Genomic DNA, 19,437 nt, shown 5'->3' with positions numbered 1-19,437 from the left:
GGGGTACTGTCCGGTCATTACCAGTTGTAGTTTGGCCAGGTGGCAGGCTCGTGTCAACCCGGCCGTGTGATCCACTCGACAGATACAAGCCGGCAGAAAGCGAGAATCCACATGTCCAAAGCGGACGCGATCGTCGAAGGCCTCGGCGGTGCCGACAACATCGTCGAGATCGAAGCGTGCATCACTCGGCTGCGCACCGAGGTGAAGGACGGGTCGTTGGTGAACGAGGCGGCGCTCAAGGCGGCAGGTGCCCACGGCGTATTTCACAAGGGAACCGCCGTTCAGGTCATCGTCGGTCCCGAAGCGGACACGCTCGCCGAAGACATCGGCGACATCCTGTGAGCACAAGGACGATCCTCAGCCCGGTTGCCGGGCAGGTCATCTCGCTCGCCGACGTGCCCGACCCGGTGTTCTCGGCGCAGATGGTCGGCTCCGGTGTCGCGCTACGCCCGGCTCCGAGCGACGGGTCCGTCGAGGTTCGTTCACCGGTCGCGGGCACGATTCTCAAACTTCACCCGCACGCGTTCGTCGTCTTCACCGAGGACAAGGCGGGCGTGTTGGTGCACATCGGCATCGACACCGTGAAGATGAAGGGCGCGGGCTTCGAACTCGTTGCAGCAGAGGGCGATCGAGTCGAGGCCGGCGACCTCGTCGTCACCTACGATCCCGCAGCGATCGCGGCGGCGGGCTACTCGGATGTCGTTCCGGTGGTGTTGATGGATTCGAAGCCGGATTCGGTCACGAGTGCGAGCATCGACGACACCGTGGCAGTGGGCGACCTTCTGTTCGAGCTGCCCTGATCTCACCGACGCTGCGGGGTGCGTCGCCCGCCTTCGACTTCCATCGACAGTTGATACCGATCGCAGCGGTACCAGCTCTCGGTATGTTCGAGCGGCTCGTCGCCGCTGAAGGAGACGCGGTCGAAATACAGCACGGGGGCGCCACGCTTGGTGCCGAGCAGGGTGGCGGTATCACTGTCTGCTGCAGTGGCTTTGACGGTCTGCTCGGCCCGGTCGATGGTCAATCCGTAATGGATCTGCACGGCCTCGTACACCGATTTGCTCAGGTCGTGCTCGATGAGGCCGGGGAGCAGGGAAGCCCGGTACCACGCATCGTCGACGCTGACCGGTTCGGCGTCGGCCAGTCGTAGACGCTTGACGTGGTAGGTCTGTTCTCCGTCGGCCAGGCCGAGGGCGCGAGTCGTTGCCGCCGAAGGGCTTTCGAGCCGTGCGAACAGCACCACCGTCGTCGGCGTCAATCCTTGCGCGCGCATCTCCTCCGAGAACGACGCCAGGTGCAAACGAGACTGCACGGTGCGACTGGCCACGAACGTGCCCTTGCCACGCACCCGAACCAGGTGTCCGTCGTTGACGAGCTGGCCGATGGCCTCGCGGACGGTGATGCGGCTGACGCCGTAGTCCTCCATCAGTTTTCGCTCGCTGGGCATCAGATCGCCGGGCTGCAACTCCTTGGTGCAGCGGTGCAACAGAATCGCGCGAAGCTGTTCGTGCTTCGGAACCTGACTGTCCCTCAGATGTACGGGCATCACCACTGCGCCGGCCTTTCCGTCACTCGCCGACCCAGCGGTACGGACTGGTCCGGTCCAACCCAAAGACTACGTCACGTCGACCGTGCCCCGACAGCGTTCGGCCACCGACTCGGAGCGCCGACCCGGCTCGACGGGAAACGACGCGACAGGCGACGGCCCACAGTGCATCATCGTCAGTCGTGACCACTGCCGACGCCGCCGACAGACCGACGCCGCTCTCGACCCCCATCAGCGCGGGAATCGTGGCCTCACTGGTCGGCTTCACCAGCTCGTTCGCCGTCGTGCTGACGGGCCTGCGGGCGGTAGGGGCCAGCCCGACCGAGGCGGCCTCCGGATTGCTGGCGCTGTGTGTCACCCAGGCCGTGGGCATGATGTGGCTCGCGCGCAGATACAGACAGCCCATCACGCTGGCGTGGTCGACGCCGGGCGCTGCGCTGCTCGCCGGAACCGGCATGGTGGTCGGAGGGTGGCCCGCCGCAGTGGGTTCGTTCGTCACTGTTGGGGTGCTGATCGTCCTGACCGGCCTGTGGCCACGACTCGGCGCCGCGGTCTCGAAGATCCCGATACCACTCGCTCAGGCGATGTTGGCCGGAGTGCTGCTACCGCTGTGCGCGGCACCGGTCGTTGCATTTGCCGACTCACCCGCCCGGATAGCTCCGGTGGTACTCGTCTGGCTCCTGGTACTTCGATTCAACGCGCGATGGGCGGTTCCCGCTGCGTTCCTCGCGGCGGCTGCAGTCATCGCAGCGGACTTGATCGGCGGCGGCACACCCATCGCGGCATCCGATCTGATTCCTCGGATCGACTGGACGATTCCGCACTGGACGTGGCAGGCGACCGTCGGTATCGCGGTGCCGCTGTACATCGTCACCATGGCGTCGCAGAACATCCCGGGCACCACCGTCATGGCGTCGTTCGGCTACCGAATTCCTTGGCGTGCGTCGATGACCGTCACCGGAACCGGAACCGTCCTCGGGGCTTTCGCGGGTGGGCACACGATCAACCTCGCCGCGATCAGCGCTGCGCTCGCGGCGAATCCCGGTGCCCATCCGGACCCGAAGCGGCGTTGGGTCGCGGCTTTCTCCGCGGGCTCCTCGTATCTGGTGTTGGCGCTGCTGTCCGCGGCACTGGCAACCCTGGTTGCCGCAGCGCCTGCAGGCGTGGTCGAAACCGTTGCCGGACTTGCCTTGTTGGCAACTCTCGCGGCGTCGTTGTTCGGTGCACTCGAACATGCATCGGACAGGGAGGCGACCGTTCTGACGTTCCTCGTCGCCGCTTCCGGCCTGACATTCGCAGGAATCGGCTCCGCATTCTGGGCACTGGTGGTCGGGCTGGTGGTCCGTGCGATCCTGCGTCGTCGGTCCCCGGCGACGCCCGCTCCCGACGCCACTGGTTAGGGTCACGTTCATGACCGATCAGGTGAACCCAGGGCCGGAGTTGTCGCACGCATCGGATTTTCCGGCTCTGTGGCCCGTGACGACGCGATGGGACGACAACGACCACTACGGCCACGTCAACAACGTCACCTACTACGCGTATTTCGATACCGCCGTCAACGGTTGGTTGATGGAGACGACGGGACTCGATATCCGGACACTGCCGGCGATCGGAGTCGTCGCCGAAACCTCGTGCCGCTACCTGTCCGAGCTGAGCTTTCCGGATCGCCTTCAGGTGGGCTTGGCCGTCGAGAAGCTGGGCACACGAAGCATCGTGTACTCGCTCGGGTTGTTCCGCGAGGCCGGCGACGATGCGTTGGAGTTGGCGGCGAGGGGTCGATTCGTACACGTGTACGTCGATGGGGTCACCCGTAAGCCGGTGGCGATTCCGCCCGAAATCGAGAGCGCAGCGCGCACTTTGGTGATCGGGACCGCGTCGAGCTGACCGACTAGAGGCCGATCTCGTCGGCCGTACGCAATGCCCTGGTGACGATGTCGTCGATGAGCGTCGTGGTCGGCCCGCCTGCCACGGCCCGGTTTCGCGAGTCGGCTTCCATCCGCCGCATGACGCCTTCGGCGATGATCGAGAGCTTCCACAGCGCCAACACCTGCCAGAATCCGACGTCGGAGACGTCGCGCCCGGTGTGCTGCGCATACGACTCGACAAGCTCGGCCCTGGTGGGAAAGCCCGGCAGAGTCGACGCCATGAACGGACCGGCGACCCCGTCGTCGGCTTGCGGCCAGTAGGCCAGCAGACCGCCGAGGTCCGCCAACGGATCTCCGAGTGTGCACAGCTCCCAGTCGACGACCGCCGCGACACGGCCGTCTTCGCGGGCCGTGATGACGTTGCTGAGGTGGAAGTCGCCGTGCACCAGGGTCACCTCGTGCTGCGGAGGAATCCCCGCTGCCAATCGAGTTGCCAGCGAATCGATACCGGGTACGTCGCGAGTGCGCGAGGATTGCCACTGCTTCGTCCACCGGGCGAGTTGGCGAGCGGCGTACGGTTTGTGACTGGCCAGATCTGCCAGACCGGCGGAGTCGAGATCGACGCGGTGGATGTCGGACAGCGCCACCGTGAGGCCGAGTCCGATGCGGCGTCGGTGATCGGGGTCGAGTTGTTCGGCTGCCGCCACCGAGTCGACGACGATCCCGTCGACGAAACTCATCAGCACGAGCGAGACCTCGGACACCGAAGGATCCTCGGTGATCGCAATCATCTTCGGAACCGGCACCGCCGTGTTCTGCAGGCCGGACAGAATTCGATGTTCGCGCACGACATCGTGTGCGGAGGCCAGCAGATGCCCCAGTGGTGGACGTCGAAGCACCCAGTTACTGCCACCGGCGTCGCGGACGGCGTAGGTGAGATTGGACTGACCGTTGCCGATCCGCTGGAAGGTGAGGGGCGAGGTTGCGCCTATCCCCAATCCTGCGATCCAGGTCGATACTGCGTCTTCGTCCAGTCCCACTGCGCCCATACAGAACCCTCACTTCGCCGCGCGACACCGTTGTCGACTGCCGTCATCGGAATTCGACCGATAGTAGCGAAGCGGAACCTGCCCTGATGCGAAAGACTCCGGGCCCGGGACGAGTCAGCTGGCGCGCACGAACGCGGGGACCAGATCCGGTGCTGCGGCCGGCACCGCTGCGCCGCGCTTGGCGGCGATTTCGTCCACTTCACCGATCAGCATTGCGACCAGCGTCTCCGGTTGGGCCGCCCACACCGAGGAGATGTTGCGCACCTCGGCCGGAGCGAAGAGGCCGCTGTTGGTCAGCGCATCGATCCACTCGGCGACGGCCTCGGCGGTGGGCTCGGGCACCGTGGATCGGTCGAGAGAGTCCGCCTCGAACTCGTTGCAAAAGAAGGCGCGGACCATGTCGAGCTGTCCCTGAGACATTGCGGTCATGTTCTTCTCCTTCGAGTGTCCGGCGTCCGTAGTTGTCGAATACCCCGTGCCGACGGGTTACGACGGGTAGCACGGTCCGTTTCCAGATCGTTATCGTTCGGGCTGTAACGGTCGAATGCGGGTTTCCGATGCGGCTGAAACTACGCCTTTCCGGTGGGTCTCGCCCAGGGTGAACTGGACTATGTGAGTATCGTCACACAGATTTACCCATCCGATCAACGCTTTGCAACGAAGTCATAGTTCGCTTTACGAACTGCTGTGACGGGGAACAATGCGAGTACAAACGCCCAGCTGAGAGGGCCGAGGCCCGACCCGGGGTGCTGTTCGGCACTCGGACATGAGCACCACCGAATCGAATCCACTCCGCTCCATTGCAGGTCAGAGGATTGTTCGGACGCATGAAAACATGCTCGTACACCTGCATTTGGCGCTGAAACAAACTTCGAGAATTTGACGAGGCGGACTCTGCCCCTCCACGATTCATGGTTCCGCACACGCGACCCGGTGTGATCGAATCGTTACCAGAGCAGTGATCAGCCGGTTCCCAAGTTCCTCACATCCTCCGTTCAGCAGGTTCTGGCACCGTGGCACCCATGCCACCACCGAGCCTGGACTCCGGACCGATTCGCGCGTCGACCGACGCAAAGACGACTGCGCTGCCGTCCAGCACCTCGAGCCGCAGACGCAGGCGCGCCGTCATCGCGCGCTCGGCCGTGTCAGGTGCCTCTGCGGTCCTGCTGCTGATCTTCCTGATGCGGGCACCGCACATCGCAACCACGACGTCCTGGGAATCGACCCCGGCCGCGGCACTGGCCGCTCATCTACTCGATGCGATCGATGTGACCGCGGTGTTGATCGCCGTAGCCGCGCTCGCCGTCGTGGCGCTGATACGCAAGCTGCCGTACGGCATCGGGGTGGTGATTGCCTGCACCGTCGGTGCCGTCGTGACCAGTGCGATCGCTCGCGAGATCATGGGAGCGTCGATGCCGTCCGCAGACCTTCCTAGCGGTCAACTCGTCGCCGTGGCCTCGCTGCTCGGAGCTGCATCCATGGTGGCGTCCGCGGCGTGGCGGCCCGTGATCCTCGGTCTGGGAACCGTCGCAACACTCGTAGTGGCGGCGGCCGCCCTGATCGTCGGATCCTTGTCCATCACCGGGATCGTGAGCGCCGCATCGATCGTGTTCGTGTGGTGGCCGGCGTGCTCGATCGTCATGCTCTTCTCGCCCGATGCAGCTGCCCGTGAAGCCCGCAACCCGATCGATACGGCCGCTCTGGCCGTTCGACGCAAGACGGGGCGCTCCCGGTGACGAACAACCGGAGCGCCCCATCGGTACTGCTGACTGCCCGTGACTAGAGAGCCTTGAGCTCCTCGGTCACCTCCGAAACCGATTTCTTCGCGTCGCCGAACAGCATCGAGGTTCCCTCGGCGAAGAACAACGGGTTCTCGATGCCTGCGAATCCGGACGACATCGACCGCTTGAGAACGATGACCGACTTCGACTGATCGACGTTCAGGATCGGCATCCCGTGAATCGGGCTCGACGGATCGTTGCGCGCCGCCGGATTCGTGACGTCGTTCGCGCCGATGACCAACGTGACGTCGGTACGGGCGAACTCGTCGTTGATGTCGTCCATCTCCTTCATCGCGTCGTATGCGACGTCGGCTTCGGCAAGGAGCACGTTCATGTGCCCGGGCATGCGACCGGCGACGGGGTGAATGGCGTATTTGACCTCGACGCCTTTCGATTCCAGCAGCTTGGCCATGTCCTTGACCGCGTGCTGCGCCTGCGCAACGGCGAGGCCGTATCCGGGAACGACGATGACCTGGTTGGCGTACGCCATCTGGATGGCAGCGTCGGCTGCGGAGGTGGCCTTCGCCGTTCCGCCGCCTGCACCCGCAGGACCTGCAGCAGCGTCGCCCCCGCCGAATCCACCGGCGACGATCGCCGGAATGGAACGGTTCATGGCCTTGGCCATCAGGTTGGTCAGGATCGTGCCGGACGCGCCGACGATCATGCCGGCGACGATCATCGCAGTGTTGTTGAGCGCCAGGCCTGCGGCCGCCGCAGACAGACCGGTCAGAGCGTTGAGCAGCGAGATGACGACCGGCATGTCTGCGCCGCCGATGGGCAGCACGACCGTCAGACCGAGAATTCCGGCGAGTACGAGAACCGCTACGATCCACCACTGCGACACCCCGCCGCCCGGAGTGGCGTTGATGCCGATGACCACGGCGGCGCCCACAGCACCGATCAGCAGCAGAGCATTGAGCGGCTGCTGCAACTTGCCGATGGTGATGGGCGAGCCGGGCAGGGTCTCCTGCAGCTTGAGGAACGCGATCAGCGATCCCCAGAACGAGATCGACCCGATGATGGCCGCGAACAGCGACCCGATGACGATGTGGACCGTCGGCGATTCACCGTGCTTGAAGTTCGAGAATCCCGACGTGTCGAGGAATTCCGCCCACGCGATCAGCGCAACCGTTCCACCGCCGACGCCGTTGAACAGGGCCACCAACTGTGGCATCGCGGTCATCTTCACTCGGCGAGCAGGCGGGATACCGAGCGCGACGCCGACGACCAGGCCGACGACGATCAGAATCCAGTTTTCGGTATCGCGAACAGAGATCAACGTCGCCACGACGGCGAGGAACATGCCGACAGCGGCGATCTGGTTGCCACGCACGGCTGTCTTCGGTCCGGTCAGACCCATCAGTCCGTAGATGAACATGCCGAAGGCGACGATGTAGAGAATGTTGACGAGATTGTCCATCAGGAGTCAGCACCCTTCGTGGCCTTGGCAGGAACGGGCTTGGACTTGAACATGCCGAGCATGCGGTCGGTGACCACGAATCCACCGATGACGTTGACCGTTCCGAACACGAGAGCGACGAACAGGATGACCTGCAGGCCGATGGACGGATCCTCGACCTTGCCGAGCACCACCAGGGCACCGAGCACGACGATGCCGTGGATGGCATTGGTTCCCGACATCAACGGGGTGTGCAAGGTGTTGGGCACCTTGGAGATCACCGCGAAGCCGACGAACCCGGACAGCACCAGGATCGCGATGTTCGCGAGCAGCGGGGTGTACATCAGTTCTCCTTCTCACGTGTCACGCAGGCACCGGCGAGAACCTCGTCCGAGAAATCCGGAGCGAGCTTGCCGTCGACCAACATGAGTTCGAGCAATGCCGAGATGTTCTTCGAGTACAGCTCGCTGGCGTGCTCGGGCATCGAGGCCGGCAGGTTCAACGGGGAGCAGATGGTGACGTCGTGCTTGACGACGGTCTCGCCGGGCTCGGTGAGTTCACAGTTGCCACCGGTTTCCCCTGCGAGGTCGACCACGACGCTGCCCGGCTTCATGCCCTCGACGGCCGCGGCCGTGACCAATCGCGGGGCAGGGCGTCCGGGAACCAACGCGGTCGTGATGACCACGTCGAATCCCTTGATGGCCTCTTCGAGAGCCTTCTGCTGTTGCACCCGCTCGTCTTCGGTCAGCTCACGCGCGTATCCGCCCTCGCCAGCGGCGTCGATCCCCAGATCCAGCCACTGCGCGCCGACGGATCGAACCTGATCTGCCACCTCCGGACGCACGTCGTATCCGGTGGGGCGGCCGCCGAGACGCTTCGCGGTGGCGAGCGCCTGCAGACCTGCCACGCCGACGCCCAGCACCAGCACGGTAGCGGGCTTGACGGTGCCCGCAGCGGTGGTGAGCATCGGGAAGAACCGGGTGGACTCCGACGCTGCCAACAGCACGGCCTTGTAGCCGGCGACGTTGGCCTGAGAGGACAGTGCGTCCATCACCTGCGCCCGTGAGATCCGCGGGATCGCCTCGACGGCGAAAGCCTGTACTCCGGCCGCCTTCAACGCCCCGATGCTGTTCTCCGCGTTGCGCGGTGCCAGAAATCCGATGAGCGTCGAACCCGACGTCAGCTTGGCGATCTCGGCGTCGGACGGCGGCGCGACCTTCACCACGACGTCGGCCGACCATGGATCACCGATGGTCGCTCCGGCGGCGACGTACAACTCGTCGGGAATCAGAGCGCCGAGACCGGCGCCGGACTCGACGACGATCTCGACGCCCTTGCCCGCCAGGGAGGCAACGATCTTGGGCACCAGAGCGACACGACGTTCGCCCTCCCCCGATTCCCGAACCACACCGACGACAGTCGTGGATCCCGAACCCTTCTCAGTGCTCTGCGATGTATCCAAATCTCCGTCTTCCTGCGTTGAATGGTGTCCACGAATCGACCAACGGCTCCGAGCCTGCGACGAGCGGACGAACCCATGCGACAAGGCACAAGGTCCCTGATAGTAGCCAGAGGAGACAGACCGCGGGTAGCCCGGAACACAGTCCGATTCGTTCTGAATCGAGTCCGTTTCGACATTCCTCGGCCACGGGGAGCGCAATTGTGATGCGCGCCATATGGGTCTATCGGTGATGAACGGACCCTACAGTGACAACCGTGGAATCTTGCATCTTCTGTGCCATCGTCGCGGGCGACGCTCCCGCGCATCGCGTGTTCGAGAACGACCATGCTGTCGCGTTTCTCGACATTCGGCCGGTCACTCGCGGCCACCTGCTCGTCGTTCCGCGCGAGCACGCCACCGATCTGAATGCGACCCACCCGGACGCGGCCGCAGACGTGTTTCGCGTCGGGCACACGCTGGCGCGCGCGGTCCGGCACTCGGACCTGCGCGCCGACGGAGCCAATCTCGTGATCAACGACGGTAAGGCCGCATTTCAGACGGTCTTCCACCTGCATCTGCACGTGGTGCCTCGTTGGCATCGGGACCGCTTCCGGTTCGCGGCCGGCTTCGTGACACGTCGTCTGAGTGAGCCCGAGCGTGTCGCGGACGCCGTTCGTGTCGGGTTGGCCCGGCTCGATGGCGAACCGACGGCATGAAGCTGTTCCTGTCGTCGTACCGATTCGGTGGCCACTCCGACGTTTTCGTCGAGCTCACCGGCCCACCGTCCGATCTCGCCGTGATTGCGAACGCATCGGACGCGTGGCCGCGCGCCGCTCGCGAATCCTCGCTCACAAGCGAGTTCGTTCCGCTGCGGGCGCTCGGGTATCGGCCTGCCGAGCTGGATCTGCGCGAGTACGTGGGTCGGCCCGCTGCTCTCGAGCGCGCCCTCGACGACTTCGGCGCGGTGTGGGTTCGCGGGGGCAATACGTTCGTCCTGCGCGCTCAACTCGCCCGCTCGGGCGCAGACGAGGTCATCGCCGAGCGTGTTCGGCGAGGATCGATCGTGTACGGCGGATACAGCGCGGGCGCGTGTGTTGCCGCACCGTCGTTGATCGGCGTCGAGGACGCGGACGACCCCGGCGAGGTTCGGCCCGCAACAGGTGTCGATCCGGTGTGGACCGGACTGGGCCTGGTCGGTTTCTCGATCGTCCCGCACCTGAATTCCGTTCTGGACGAGAACGATTCGGGGCAAGCAACGATGCAGCGCCTGCGCAGGGACGGCATCGACTGCCGTGGGTTGACCGACGAACAGGCCATCGTCGTCGATGCGTCGGGAACGCGTGTGCTCGGTAGTTGACCGTCCTTCGGCCCGGGCGAGTCTTCAGCCCAGGCGAGCAAGTGGAGCGAGTCGGTCCAGCGAGGACCACGCCAGCGAGCACCGTCTGGCGGTCATTTCGTCCGCATCGAGCACCAGCATGTCGAACAACTGGCGAGGGGCCTGATGCCACGAGTCGGCAATCTGCGCGATGGCTGCTCGATCGAAGAGCCCCGACTGTGTCAACGCCTGAACCCACTCGTCGATCTCGCCTCGGTGAATGCGCTCGATGGTGTCGTATTCGATTCCGCCCCCGAGAAATTCGTACGAGAACATCGCGGCCACGTAGTTCCAGGAGTCACTTCCGGGATCGATCATGGTGCAGCCTCCTTGTCGACTCGCACCGCGTGGAGTGCGAGGTTCGCTGCGCTGGACGCTAGCGTGGCGAACTACAAATTTACGTGTCGACGACGCATCGATCTGGTAACGCCTGAGGCTGGTGTTACTGATGTGACTCACTTCCATCAAACGCTCACCCTCTCCCCGACGGGGTGGGTAAAGTCCGAGTTCGTGCGCACCCGAGCCGTTGCAGCCTTGATCGCTGCGGTCGCATGCGGGCTGTTCGGATGCTCGAACACGCCGGCCACCGAGGCCGGTCCGGATACGTCCGAGACGGCCGACCGACCCATCACCGAAGAACTCTTCGTCGGTGAATGCGGCTCGATGGACGACGCAGAAGTGCAGGAACTCACGGCCGTATCCGACCTGACGGCGGTGTCCGAGAACGCCATTCGTTGCCGCTGGGAATCCACGAGCGGCGCGTACGCGATGTTCACCTGGTACCGCGGCAGCCCCATCGACCGAGAGAGTTCCGTGGCCGAGGCCGTCGGTCGCACCATCGAGCGCATCGATGTGGACGGTCACCCTGGATTCACCGCCGCGGCGTCGGGAGCGTCGTGCGAGGCCGGAGTCGAGAACGGGGACGGCTTCGTGCACTGGTCCGTCAACTTCGTGGTCGACGGCCCCCGCGATTCCTGCGACGTCGTCGAGGATCTGGCCAGAATCACGATCTCGAAGGCGAAGTAGCCCGATGTCGACATTCCGCTCCGCCGATTCCACCCGCCGCGTCGTCGCCGCTGTCCTCGTCACTGCGGCCGTCGGTACCGGATGCACCACCACCGTGACCGGTACGGCCGTGCCCGCTCGATCCGGCGGCAGTGGGCAGTTCGACAAGCTGCTCGAGGAGTGCATCGCCGTCCCCGATCCCACCATCGCCGAAACAGTGGGTGCCGACCTCGTCGAGCAGTACTTCTACGGTGCAGTGTGCATGTGGACCGGCATCGGCGGCGGCGGACTCATCGATGTGACTTTCGCCTGGTTCGAGAACGATGCACTACCGCGCGAGCGAGACCTGGCCGATCGGCTCGGCTACGCGACCGAAGACGTCGCCGTTGCCGGCACCACGGCGTTCCTGTCACGACGGCCGGACGATCCGTCGTCGTGCGGAATCAGCGCGGCGTACTCGGGTGTCATCACTTGGTGGGTGCAGTACCGAGGCGCCAGTCCGGCCGACCCGTGCGCCGCCGCCACCGAACTCGCAGAACTGACGCTGCAACGCAATCAGTGACCGAGCGCCGACCGGCCCCGACTCCACCGCACACGCGGCCGTGACACACTCGAGTGGCGACGGTCACAACTTCGATGTGAGGAGACCGAGATGTCGGTGACGACCGATACAGATGCCCGCCTGAGCGAGCTCGAATCCCTGCTGTCACCCGGCGCGGTGGTCACCGACCCGGACATCACCGAGGGCTACCGACGCGACTGGGCGAAGGATCCCGACGCCGGCACCCCACTGGCCGTCGTGCGCGCACAATCCACCGAGGACGTTCGTGCCGTCATGCGGTGGGCCACCGAGCACAACGTGGCGGTCGTCCCACGCGGCGCCGGGTCGGGCCTGTCCGGTGGTGCCACCGCCGTGGACGGCGGAATCGTGCTCACCACCGAGTTGATGCGTGAGATCGCCGTCGACCCGGTGACCCGCATCGCCGTTGTACAACCCGGGCTGCTCAACGTCGAGGTCAAGAAGGCCGTCGCAGAACACGGCCTCTGGTACCCACCGGACCCGTCCTCGTTCGAGATGTGCTCCATCGGAGGCAATGCGGCCACCAATGCGGGCGGCCTGTGCTGTGTGAAGTACGGCGTCACCACCGATTACGTTCTCGGTCTCGAGGTCGTCCTGGCCGACGGTACCGCCGTCCGACTGGGTGGGCCACGCCTGAAAGATGTTGCGGGCCTGTCCCTTGCGAAGCTGTTCGTCGGCTCCGAGGGCACGCTGGGCATCATCACCGAGATCACTCTTCGACTGATCCCGGCGCAACCTCCCGCCAGTACGGTGGTCGCGTCGTTCGCGTCGGTGCACGACGCGACCGCCGCAATTCTGGCCATCACCCGGAACCTGCGGCCGTCGATGCTCGAGTTCATGGACCGCGCGTCCATCGGTGCCGTCGAAGATGCCATGAACATGGGACTCGATCGCGAGGCGGCAGCGATGCTCATTGCTCGGTCCGACTCCCCCGGCGCCGACCGAGGTCGCGAGATCGAGATCATGGCGGCCGCGTGCACCGAGGCCGGCGCATCGGATGTCTTCACCACCGACGACCCCGACGAGGGTGAGGCCTTCGCTGCCGCACGGCGATTCGCCATTCCCGCGGTCGAGCGACTCGGCAGCCTGCTGCTCGAGGACGTCGGCGTTCCACTGCCCGCACTTCCGGCCCTCGTCGACGGAATCGCCGAGCTGTCCACGAAATACGATGTGCTGGTGGCGGTCATCGCCCACGCCGGTGACGGCAACACCCACCCCTTGATCGTCTTCGACCCCGAGGACGCCGACATGACACGGCGCGCCAACATCGCCTTCGGCGCGATCATGGATCTGGCGATTTCGTTGGGCGGCACCATCACCGGCGAACACGGCGTCGGTCGCCTCAAGAAGGCCTGGCTGCCCGATCAGGTCGGTGAGGACGTCATGGAACTCACCCGCAGGATCAAGACTGCCCTCGATCCAGCGGGCATCCTCAACCCCGGTGCGGTGCTGTGATCACCCGTCGACGGTGAACCCGTCCGCCACCGTCAACACCTCGTCGAGGATTTCCAGTCCCTGACGAATCTCGTCCTCGGACGTCGTCAGCGGCGGCGCGATCTGGAGGCGATTGCCCGATACGAAGGGCCACAGACCGCGGGACTTCGCCGCTGCGGTCACCGTGCCCATGGCCGCCGCGTCCTTGCCCGACGCGGCGAACGGCACCAACGGTTCCCTCGTCTGGCCGTCCTTGACCAATTCGACTGCCCAGAAGAATCCCTTGCCGCGCACCTCGCCCACGCTCGGATGAGATTCGGCCAGCTTCGACAGGCCCGCCCCGAGTACGTCCTCGCCGACGTGACGCACGTGCGGAAGAATCTTGTCGCGCTCGAACACTCCGATGGATGCCACGCCGGCCGCGCACCCGAGCACGTGACCGGAATAGGTCAACCCGCCGGGATAGGGCTTGTGATCGAACTGCGAGGCGATCTTCTCCGAGATGACCACCCCGCCCAGAGGCACGTACCCGGAGTTGACGCCCTTGGCGAACGTGATCAGATCCGGTGTCACATCCCAGGCCTGGCATGCGAACCATTCGCCGATTCGCCCGAACCCGACCATCACTTCGTCGGCGATGTAGACGATTCCGTACTTGTCGCACAGCGCCCGAACGCCGGCCAGATATCCGGGCGGCGGGATCAGCACACCGTTGGTGCCGATGACCGATTCGAGAATCAGTCCGGCGATGTTCTGCGCACCCTCGAGCACGATGACCTGTTCGAGGTGTGCCAGTGCTGCGGCCGTTTCGTCCTCGGGAGTCGTTGTCCCCCATGGTGACCGGTAGGGATACGGCCCGAAGAACCGGACGACGTCGACGTTGGTGGGTTCGGTGCCCCAACGCCTCGGCTCACCGGTGAGACCGATCGCAACTCCGGTTCCACCGTGGTACGAGCGGTACGCCGCAAGCATCTTAGTGCGTCCGGTGTGCTGTCGCGCCAGCCGCACCGCGTGCTCGACGGCTTCTGCGCCACCGGTCGTGAAGAACACTCGGTTCAGATCACCCGGCGCACGTTCGGCGATCAACGCCGCGAGTTCACTGCGCTTGTTGTTGGCCACGGTCGGAGAGATGGTCGTCAGAACTTGGGCCTGTTCGACGATGGCGGCGACGACGTCAGGGTGTTGATGTCCGAGGTTGACGTTGACCAACTGTGACGAGAAGTCCAGGTATCGCTTGCCCTTGTCGTCCCAGAACCACGATCCCTCCGCACCCTCGACGGTGATCGGATTCAGTTCGGCCTGCGCCGACCAGGAGTAGAACACGTGATCCATCTACTTGCCGCCTTCCTCCAGTGTGACCTCCATCGGAGCGTACGACTCTCCGGTCACGTCCACACCGTCGGCCTTCAACAAATCCAAAGCCTCGGTGACGTACTCGTTGGTGTACGCCTCGGCGTCGGGGTCGGCCGTCAGCACGGTCGATCCCTCGGCATTCCGGGTGGACTTCGCGATGTCGACCGTCTGCTGCCAGGCCGCCTCGTCGATCATTCCGATCCCGTCCGCGGACGGCCAGATCAGTTTGTTGACTTCGTTGACCTGCCACAGCTGATGACTCGCGCCGAGTGTCGAGCCCGCAGCGACGGTGATGTCGCGGCACGTCTCGACGTTGTCGCGGCAGAATATCCAGCCCTTCAACGATGCCGCCAAGAATTTGACGGTCTGCTCCCGGTACGCCTCGTCGGAGAGCTTGTCGGTATTGGCCCAGATCGCGTCCTGCAGCATCGCGACACCGTCGTCGTTCCAGTTCAGCGACGTGAAATCGTCCTCCGTGTAGAGCGCACCGGTTGCGGGGTTCACGGTCTCGAGCAACTGGGCGTACTCGTTGTAGGACATCGCCTGGGCTGCGGCGATATCTCCGGACAGAAGGCCGTTCATGTCGAACTGCTGCTGCACCAACGTCACGTCGGAGGGACTGACCCCGGCCTTGGTCATACCGGCGAACAGCTCGAATTCGTTGCCGTAGCCCCAGTTTCCGACTGTCTTGCCCTGGAGGTCGGCCGGTGTGGCGATGTTCTGATCCTTGAACGAGACCTGCAATGTGCCCGACTTCTGATAGATCTGGGCCACGTCGGTGATGCCGGCTCCGGCCTCACGGGATGCGAGCGCCTTGGGTACCCACGCGACGGCGTAATCGGCCTGCCCCTGTGCGAGCACGGTTTGCGGAACGATATCCGTTCCACCGTCGAGGATTTCGACGTCCAGCCCCTGTTCCGCATAGAAACCCTGATCGACGGCGGCGAGGTAGCCCGCGAACTGGCCCTGTTTGAACCACTGCAGTTGCAGCTTGATCGTGGTGTTCCCGTCGGCCGCGGTGTCGGTGTCGGTCGTGGTGGTGCTGCAGGCCGAGGCGACCACCGCCAGAGCCATGACGACGGCGAGAAGGGGTCGGGGGGTTCGAGTGATGTTCATATCCATCTTTCCTGGGGACGACGCCGGGACACGAGTTTCTCGAGCAACAGAACAACCACGAAGAAGAGCAAACCGACTGCGATGGCACCCATCACGTAGGCCCACGCCCGGGGGTAGGCCGTGTTCGCCGCGGCGGAGGTGATCCGCGACCCCAAACCGTTCTGCAGTCCACCGAAGTACTCGCAGATGATGGCAGCAATGACAGCATTGGGAGCGGCAACCCGCAACCCGGTGAAGATGTGCGGAACGGCGGATGGGAGGCGAACGATGCGGGTGAACTGCCAACCGCCGACGGCATACGACGTCATCAGGTCGTGGTGCACAGCCGAGACTTGCCGCAGTCCTTTTGCCGCGCTGACGAATACCGGGAAGAACACGACGATGGTCACCACGAGACGCCGCGGTAGGTCGGTGGTCGAGGAGAACATCGAGTTGAACACCGGCGCAAGAGCGACGATGGGAACGGCTGCGGCACCCGCCGCCAACGGGGTGAGCAGTTCGTCGACGATTCGCAGCCGAACCGCGGCCATTGCTGCGAGGAGACCGAGCACCGCGCCTGCGATCAACCCCACGAAAGCATTGGTTCCCGTTGCCAGACTTGCCGATCCGATATTGCCGAGGTTGCGCACGAATTGCTCGGCGATGGCGCTCGGCGACGGCAGCAGGAACGACGGAACCCCCGCGACGACCGTGAGCAACTGCCACAGTGCGAGTGCCGCGGCACCGAACACCACCGGTGGCAACCAGAGCTTCATCGCAGATCCGCACTGCGCACCGCACGGCCGTGCAATGCGTCACGAACCGCGGTGATGGACGCGAAGAACTCCGCCGATTCGCGTGGATCCCCGTTCGCATCGAAACTGTCGATCGTGAGTGTGTCGACGATCCGTCCCGGCCGAGGGGACATGACAACCACCCGATCGGACAGGTACACCGCTTCGGGAATCGAATGGGTCACGAACACCACTGCTGCGCTGGACTCCTCGGCGATGCGGAGTAGGTCGTTCTGCATCTTCTCGCGGGTCATCTCGTCCAGTGCCCCGAACGGTTCGTCCATCAACAACAGTCCAGGCGTTCGAGCCAGCGCCCGTGCGATCGCCACTCGTTGCTGCATCCCACCGGACAGCTGGCTGGGAAATTTCTCTGCGAAATCGGTGAGTCCGACGAGGTCCAGCAACTCGCGAACCCGTTCTGCTCGCTGACGTTTGGGAACCTTGTGCAGTTCCAGCGGCAATGCGACATTCGATTGCACTGTGCGCCAATCGAGCAGCCCTGCCTGTTGAAAGGCGATGCCGTACTTCTGTTCGACGCGGGCTCGGCGAGCGGACAGGCCGAACACCGATACCGAACCGGACGTCGGTTGCTCGAGATCGGCCACGATGCGGAGCAACGTCGACTTACCGCACCCCGAAGGCCCGATCAGCGAGACGAATTCACCGGGGGCAATCGCGAGCGATACATCCTCCAGCGCAGTCACTCCCCCGTCGAACGTCTTCCCCACGCCCTCGACGAGTACCGCATGCTCGGTCATGACCGATCCTTTCGACCGGGCGAGCGGCCCGCATAACGGCCGAGCGCGATATCGAGCAGCGATACCAGTGCGGTCACCACCAACCCGAGCACCGCTGCGCCGAGAACAGCGGCGTACAGGCGGGACGCGTCTCCTGTTGCCTGCTGCGAGAACACGATGATCTGCCTACCGATACCGCCGGTCGTTCCGGTGGAGATTTCGGCGACCACGGCACCGATCACGGCGGCGGCAGCAGCCAGACGCAGAGACGGGATCAGGTGCGGCACCGAGGCGGGCAGGCGAAGCCGAACGAGGGTGCTCCACCATCCGGCCGCGTAACTGTGCATCAGATCGAGTGCTGCCCGATCGGGTGCACGCAGGCCGCGTAGCATTCCCACCGCCACCGGGAAGAACGCGAGATACGACGCGATGACGGTGATGCTCATCCACGGCTGCCAGGCGTAACCGCCGATGGCGATCTTCCCGCCCCAGCCCGCGACGAGCGGTGCCAACGCGATCAGCGGAACCGTCTGCGAGACGATCACATACGGCAACACGGACCGCTCGACCCACACGAACCGTTGCATCGTCACGGCCAGCAACAGCCCGACCACCGTCCCCAGCGCGAACCCGAGTACGGCGAGCCCGAACGTGAACAGTCCACTGGACACGATTGCGGCACCGACACTGCGAGCGCCGGCGACGTTCACCTCGGGCTCGGTCAGCGCCGCCAACACCGACCACACGTGCGGTAGTGCACCGTCGTCGGTACGCGGCAGCACCCGCACTCCGGCGACACTCACCCCGTTCTCGGGGACGAGCACTTTCACCAGCTCCCAGACCGCCAGCAACGAGCCGACGGCCACCATTGCCATCACCGGACGCCGCACTCCTCGATTCGCACCGGCGGAAGTGGGTGCCACCACCGCAGCCTGATCGAGCAGACTCGTCACGACGTTGCCGTCACGCTCGGGCGGATCTGCGGAATGATGCTCTCTCCGTAGGCCTCGAGTGTCGCGGCCTTGGCGTCGTGCTGCAGGTACACCGAGAACTGGTCGACGCCGAGTGTTTCCAGCTCTTTCAGCTTGGCGATGTGATCGGCCGGGGTGCCCAGTAGGCAGAACCTGTCGATCACCTCGTTCGGAACGAATTCTGCGTGCGAGTTTCCTGCTCGACCGTGCTCGTTGTAGTCGTACCCTTTGCGCGCTGCGATGTAGTCGGTGAGAGCCTGCGGAACACCACCGCCATCGCCGCCGTATCGCGAGACGATATCGGCGACGTGGTTGCCGACCATCCCGCCGAACCAACGACACTGATCTCGGGCGTGTTCGAGCCCTGCGTCGGTACCGTCGGTCACGTAGGCGGGAGCTGCAACGCAGATCGAGATCGAATCCGGGTCGCGACCCGCCTGCTCGGCCGCAGCGCGGACCCGACCGATCGTCCAGGCCGCGATATCGGGATCGGCCAGCTGCAGAATGAACCCGTCCGCCACCTGACCGGTGAGCTCGAGGGCTTTGGGTCCGTACGCCGCAACCCATACCTCGAGCCGGGACCGCTCCGCCCACGGGAACTGCACCGTCGTCTCACCGACCCGGGCGCTCCGCCCGTTGGCCAGGTTACGGATCACCTCTATCGATTCCCGCAGCGTTGCAAGGGTTGTCGGCTTGCCGCCGAGGGCACGGACGGCCGAATCACCGCGGCCGATGCCGCAGACGGTCCGATTGCCGAACATGTCGTTGAGCGTCGCGAACGTCGATGCCGTCACCGTCCAGTCGCGGGTGGCGGGATTGGTGACCATCGGGCCAACGGTCACCCGCCTCGTCGCGGCCAGAATTTGGCTGTAGATGACGTACGGTTCCTGCCACAGCAGGTGCGAATCGAACGTCCACACATGCGAGAAACCATGTGTCTCTGCCTGTCTGGCCAGGTCGACAACACGGGACGCCGGCGGATTGCACTGGAGCACTACCCCGATGTCCATGG

The 19,437-nt window shown here is 64.7% G+C and carries 23 protein-coding genes; 10 read left to right on the top strand and 13 right to left on the bottom strand.

Translation table 11 applies throughout. The annotated features are described in order from the left end of the window. Nucleotides 1-105: 105 nt before the first annotated feature. The gene (locus tag AB0362_RS24425; protein WP_317810853.1) at nt 106-342 is read left to right on the top strand and encodes a PTS glucose/sucrose transporter subunit IIB; all 237 of its coding nucleotides are present in this window, start codon (nt 106-108) and stop codon (nt 340-342) included. After that, nucleotides 339-800 carry a PTS glucose transporter subunit IIA gene (locus AB0362_RS24420; RefSeq protein WP_149408051.1) on the top strand — a complete coding sequence of 154 codons (462 nt, stop codon included), beginning with the start codon at nt 339-341 and terminating at the stop codon, nt 798-800. The genes AB0362_RS24425 and AB0362_RS24420 overlap by 4 nt, the downstream gene beginning before the upstream one ends. A 2-nt stretch (nt 801-802) precedes the next feature. Here AB0362_RS24420 and AB0362_RS24415 read toward each other — a convergent pair whose 3' ends face one another. Continuing rightward, on the bottom strand, nt 803-1,549 hold the full coding sequence (locus AB0362_RS24415) for a GntR family transcriptional regulator (RefSeq protein WP_037193713.1): 747 nt from the start codon (nt 1,547-1,549) through the stop codon (nt 803-805). Between the two features lie 179 nt (nt 1,550-1,728). On the opposite strand from AB0362_RS24415, the gene AB0362_RS24410 reads away from it, so the two are divergent. Beyond that, a complete protein-coding gene (locus AB0362_RS24410; protein WP_149408052.1) occupies nt 1,729-2,946 on the top strand; it encodes a benzoate/H(+) symporter BenE family transporter in 1,218 nt (405 codons plus the stop codon). Nucleotides 2,947-2,956: 10 nt separating this feature from the next. Next, nucleotides 2,957-3,430, top strand: coding sequence for a thioesterase family protein (locus AB0362_RS24405; RefSeq protein WP_149408053.1), 474 nt, complete (start codon nt 2,957-2,959; stop codon nt 3,428-3,430). 4 nt (nt 3,431-3,434) lie between these two features. Here AB0362_RS24405 and AB0362_RS24400 read toward each other — a convergent pair whose 3' ends face one another. Beyond that, nucleotides 3,435-4,460 carry a phosphotransferase family protein gene (locus AB0362_RS24400; RefSeq protein WP_317810852.1) on the bottom strand — a complete coding sequence of 342 codons (1,026 nt, stop codon included), beginning with the start codon at nt 4,458-4,460 and terminating at the stop codon, nt 3,435-3,437. 114 nt (nt 4,461-4,574) lie between these two features. After that, complete coding sequence (locus tag AB0362_RS24395) at nt 4,575-4,889, bottom strand: hypothetical protein (protein ID WP_149408054.1); 315 nt, start codon at nt 4,887-4,889, stop codon at nt 4,575-4,577. A 593-nt stretch (nt 4,890-5,482) separates the two neighbouring features. On the opposite strand from AB0362_RS24395, the gene AB0362_RS24390 reads away from it, so the two are divergent. Next, nucleotides 5,483-6,196 carry a hypothetical protein gene (locus tag AB0362_RS24390; protein WP_317810909.1) on the top strand — a complete coding sequence of 238 codons (714 nt, stop codon included), beginning with the start codon at nt 5,483-5,485 and terminating at the stop codon, nt 6,194-6,196. 43 nt (nt 6,197-6,239) lie between these two features. Here AB0362_RS24390 and AB0362_RS24385 read toward each other — a convergent pair whose 3' ends face one another. From AB0362_RS24385 to AB0362_RS24375, 3 genes are read right to left on the bottom strand one after another with little or no spacing between them, the layout of a single operon-like run. After that, the gene (locus AB0362_RS24385) at nt 6,240-7,661 is read right to left on the bottom strand and encodes an NAD(P)(+) transhydrogenase (Re/Si-specific) subunit beta (protein WP_149408056.1); all 1,422 of its coding nucleotides are present in this window, start codon (nt 7,659-7,661) and stop codon (nt 6,240-6,242) included. Next, nucleotides 7,661-7,984 carry an NAD(P) transhydrogenase subunit alpha gene (locus tag AB0362_RS24380; RefSeq protein WP_068048360.1) on the bottom strand — a complete coding sequence of 108 codons (324 nt, stop codon included), beginning with the start codon at nt 7,982-7,984 and terminating at the stop codon, nt 7,661-7,663. The genes AB0362_RS24385 and AB0362_RS24380 overlap by 1 nt, the downstream gene beginning before the upstream one ends. Continuing rightward, on the bottom strand, nt 7,984-9,102 hold the full coding sequence (locus AB0362_RS24375) for a Re/Si-specific NAD(P)(+) transhydrogenase subunit alpha (protein ID WP_068048363.1): 1,119 nt from the start codon (nt 9,100-9,102) through the stop codon (nt 7,984-7,986). Before AB0362_RS24375 ends, AB0362_RS24380 begins: the two co-directional genes overlap by 1 nt. 254 nt (nt 9,103-9,356) lie before the next feature. On the opposite strand from AB0362_RS24375, the gene AB0362_RS24370 reads away from it, so the two are divergent. Together AB0362_RS24370 and AB0362_RS24365 are read left to right on the top strand one after the other, a co-directional pair. Beyond that, complete coding sequence (locus AB0362_RS24370) at nt 9,357-9,797, top strand: HIT family protein (RefSeq protein ID WP_317810908.1); 441 nt, start codon at nt 9,357-9,359, stop codon at nt 9,795-9,797. Beyond that, nucleotides 9,794-10,438, top strand: coding sequence for a Type 1 glutamine amidotransferase-like domain-containing protein (locus AB0362_RS24365; RefSeq protein WP_317549860.1), 645 nt, complete (start codon nt 9,794-9,796; stop codon nt 10,436-10,438). The genes AB0362_RS24370 and AB0362_RS24365 overlap by 4 nt, the downstream gene beginning before the upstream one ends. Before the next feature lie 24 nt (nt 10,439-10,462). Here AB0362_RS24365 and AB0362_RS24360 read toward each other — a convergent pair whose 3' ends face one another. Then, complete coding sequence (locus tag AB0362_RS24360) at nt 10,463-10,774, bottom strand: hypothetical protein (RefSeq protein WP_068048371.1); 312 nt, start codon at nt 10,772-10,774, stop codon at nt 10,463-10,465. Between the two features lie 192 nt (nt 10,775-10,966). On the opposite strand from AB0362_RS24360, the gene AB0362_RS24355 reads away from it, so the two are divergent. The 3 genes from AB0362_RS24355 (at nt 10,967) to AB0362_RS24345 (ending at nt 13,496) form a co-directional block, all read left to right on the top strand. Then, a complete protein-coding gene (locus AB0362_RS24355; RefSeq protein WP_269595613.1) occupies nt 10,967-11,482 on the top strand; it encodes a DUF3558 domain-containing protein in 516 nt (171 codons plus the stop codon). 4 nt (nt 11,483-11,486) lie between these two features. Then, complete coding sequence (locus AB0362_RS24350) at nt 11,487-12,023, top strand: DUF3558 domain-containing protein (RefSeq protein WP_269595612.1); 537 nt, start codon at nt 11,487-11,489, stop codon at nt 12,021-12,023. 90 nt (nt 12,024-12,113) lie between these two features. Next, nucleotides 12,114-13,496 (top strand): FAD-linked oxidase C-terminal domain-containing protein, encoded by a 1,383-nt coding sequence (locus tag AB0362_RS24345; protein ID WP_149408061.1) that lies wholly within the window; start codon nt 12,114-12,116, stop codon nt 13,494-13,496. Here the strand turns inward: AB0362_RS24345 and AB0362_RS24340 are convergent, their stop codons facing one another. The 6 genes from AB0362_RS24340 to AB0362_RS24315 are packed head-to-tail and all read right to left on the bottom strand — an operon-like array spanning nt 13,497 to nt 19,435. Then, nucleotides 13,497-14,807: an aspartate aminotransferase family protein gene (locus AB0362_RS24340; RefSeq protein WP_317810907.1), complete on the bottom strand. Its 1,311-nt coding sequence runs from the start codon at nt 14,805-14,807 to the stop codon at nt 13,497-13,499. Beyond that, nucleotides 14,808-15,944, bottom strand: coding sequence for an ABC transporter substrate-binding protein (locus AB0362_RS24335; RefSeq protein ID WP_094638603.1), 1,137 nt, complete (start codon nt 15,942-15,944; stop codon nt 14,808-14,810). Beyond that, nucleotides 15,941-16,699 carry an ABC transporter permease subunit gene (locus AB0362_RS24330; RefSeq protein ID WP_317810906.1) on the bottom strand — a complete coding sequence of 253 codons (759 nt, stop codon included), beginning with the start codon at nt 16,697-16,699 and terminating at the stop codon, nt 15,941-15,943. The genes AB0362_RS24335 and AB0362_RS24330 overlap by 4 nt, the downstream gene beginning before the upstream one ends. Beyond that, on the bottom strand, nt 16,696-17,475 hold the full coding sequence (locus tag AB0362_RS24325; protein ID WP_094669468.1) for an ABC transporter ATP-binding protein: 780 nt from the start codon (nt 17,473-17,475) through the stop codon (nt 16,696-16,698). The genes AB0362_RS24330 and AB0362_RS24325 overlap by 4 nt, the downstream gene beginning before the upstream one ends. Then, nucleotides 17,472-18,407, bottom strand: coding sequence for an ABC transporter permease subunit (locus AB0362_RS24320; protein ID WP_317810905.1), 936 nt, complete (start codon nt 18,405-18,407; stop codon nt 17,472-17,474). The genes AB0362_RS24325 and AB0362_RS24320 overlap by 4 nt, the downstream gene beginning before the upstream one ends. After that, nucleotides 18,404-19,435: a TIGR03842 family LLM class F420-dependent oxidoreductase gene (locus tag AB0362_RS24315; protein ID WP_149408066.1), complete on the bottom strand. Its 1,032-nt coding sequence runs from the start codon at nt 19,433-19,435 to the stop codon at nt 18,404-18,406. The genes AB0362_RS24320 and AB0362_RS24315 overlap by 4 nt, the downstream gene beginning before the upstream one ends. Nucleotides 19,436-19,437: the final 2 nt, after the last annotated feature.

Origin of the sequence: Rhodococcus sp. NPDC079359 (assembly GCF_040702585.1) — a bacterium.
In the GTDB taxonomy this organism is placed as follows: domain Bacteria; phylum Actinomycetota; class Actinomycetes; order Mycobacteriales; family Mycobacteriaceae; genus Rhodococcoides.
Note: the sequence above shows the minus strand (reverse complement) of the source record. Positions and strands in the feature narration are given on the sequence as shown.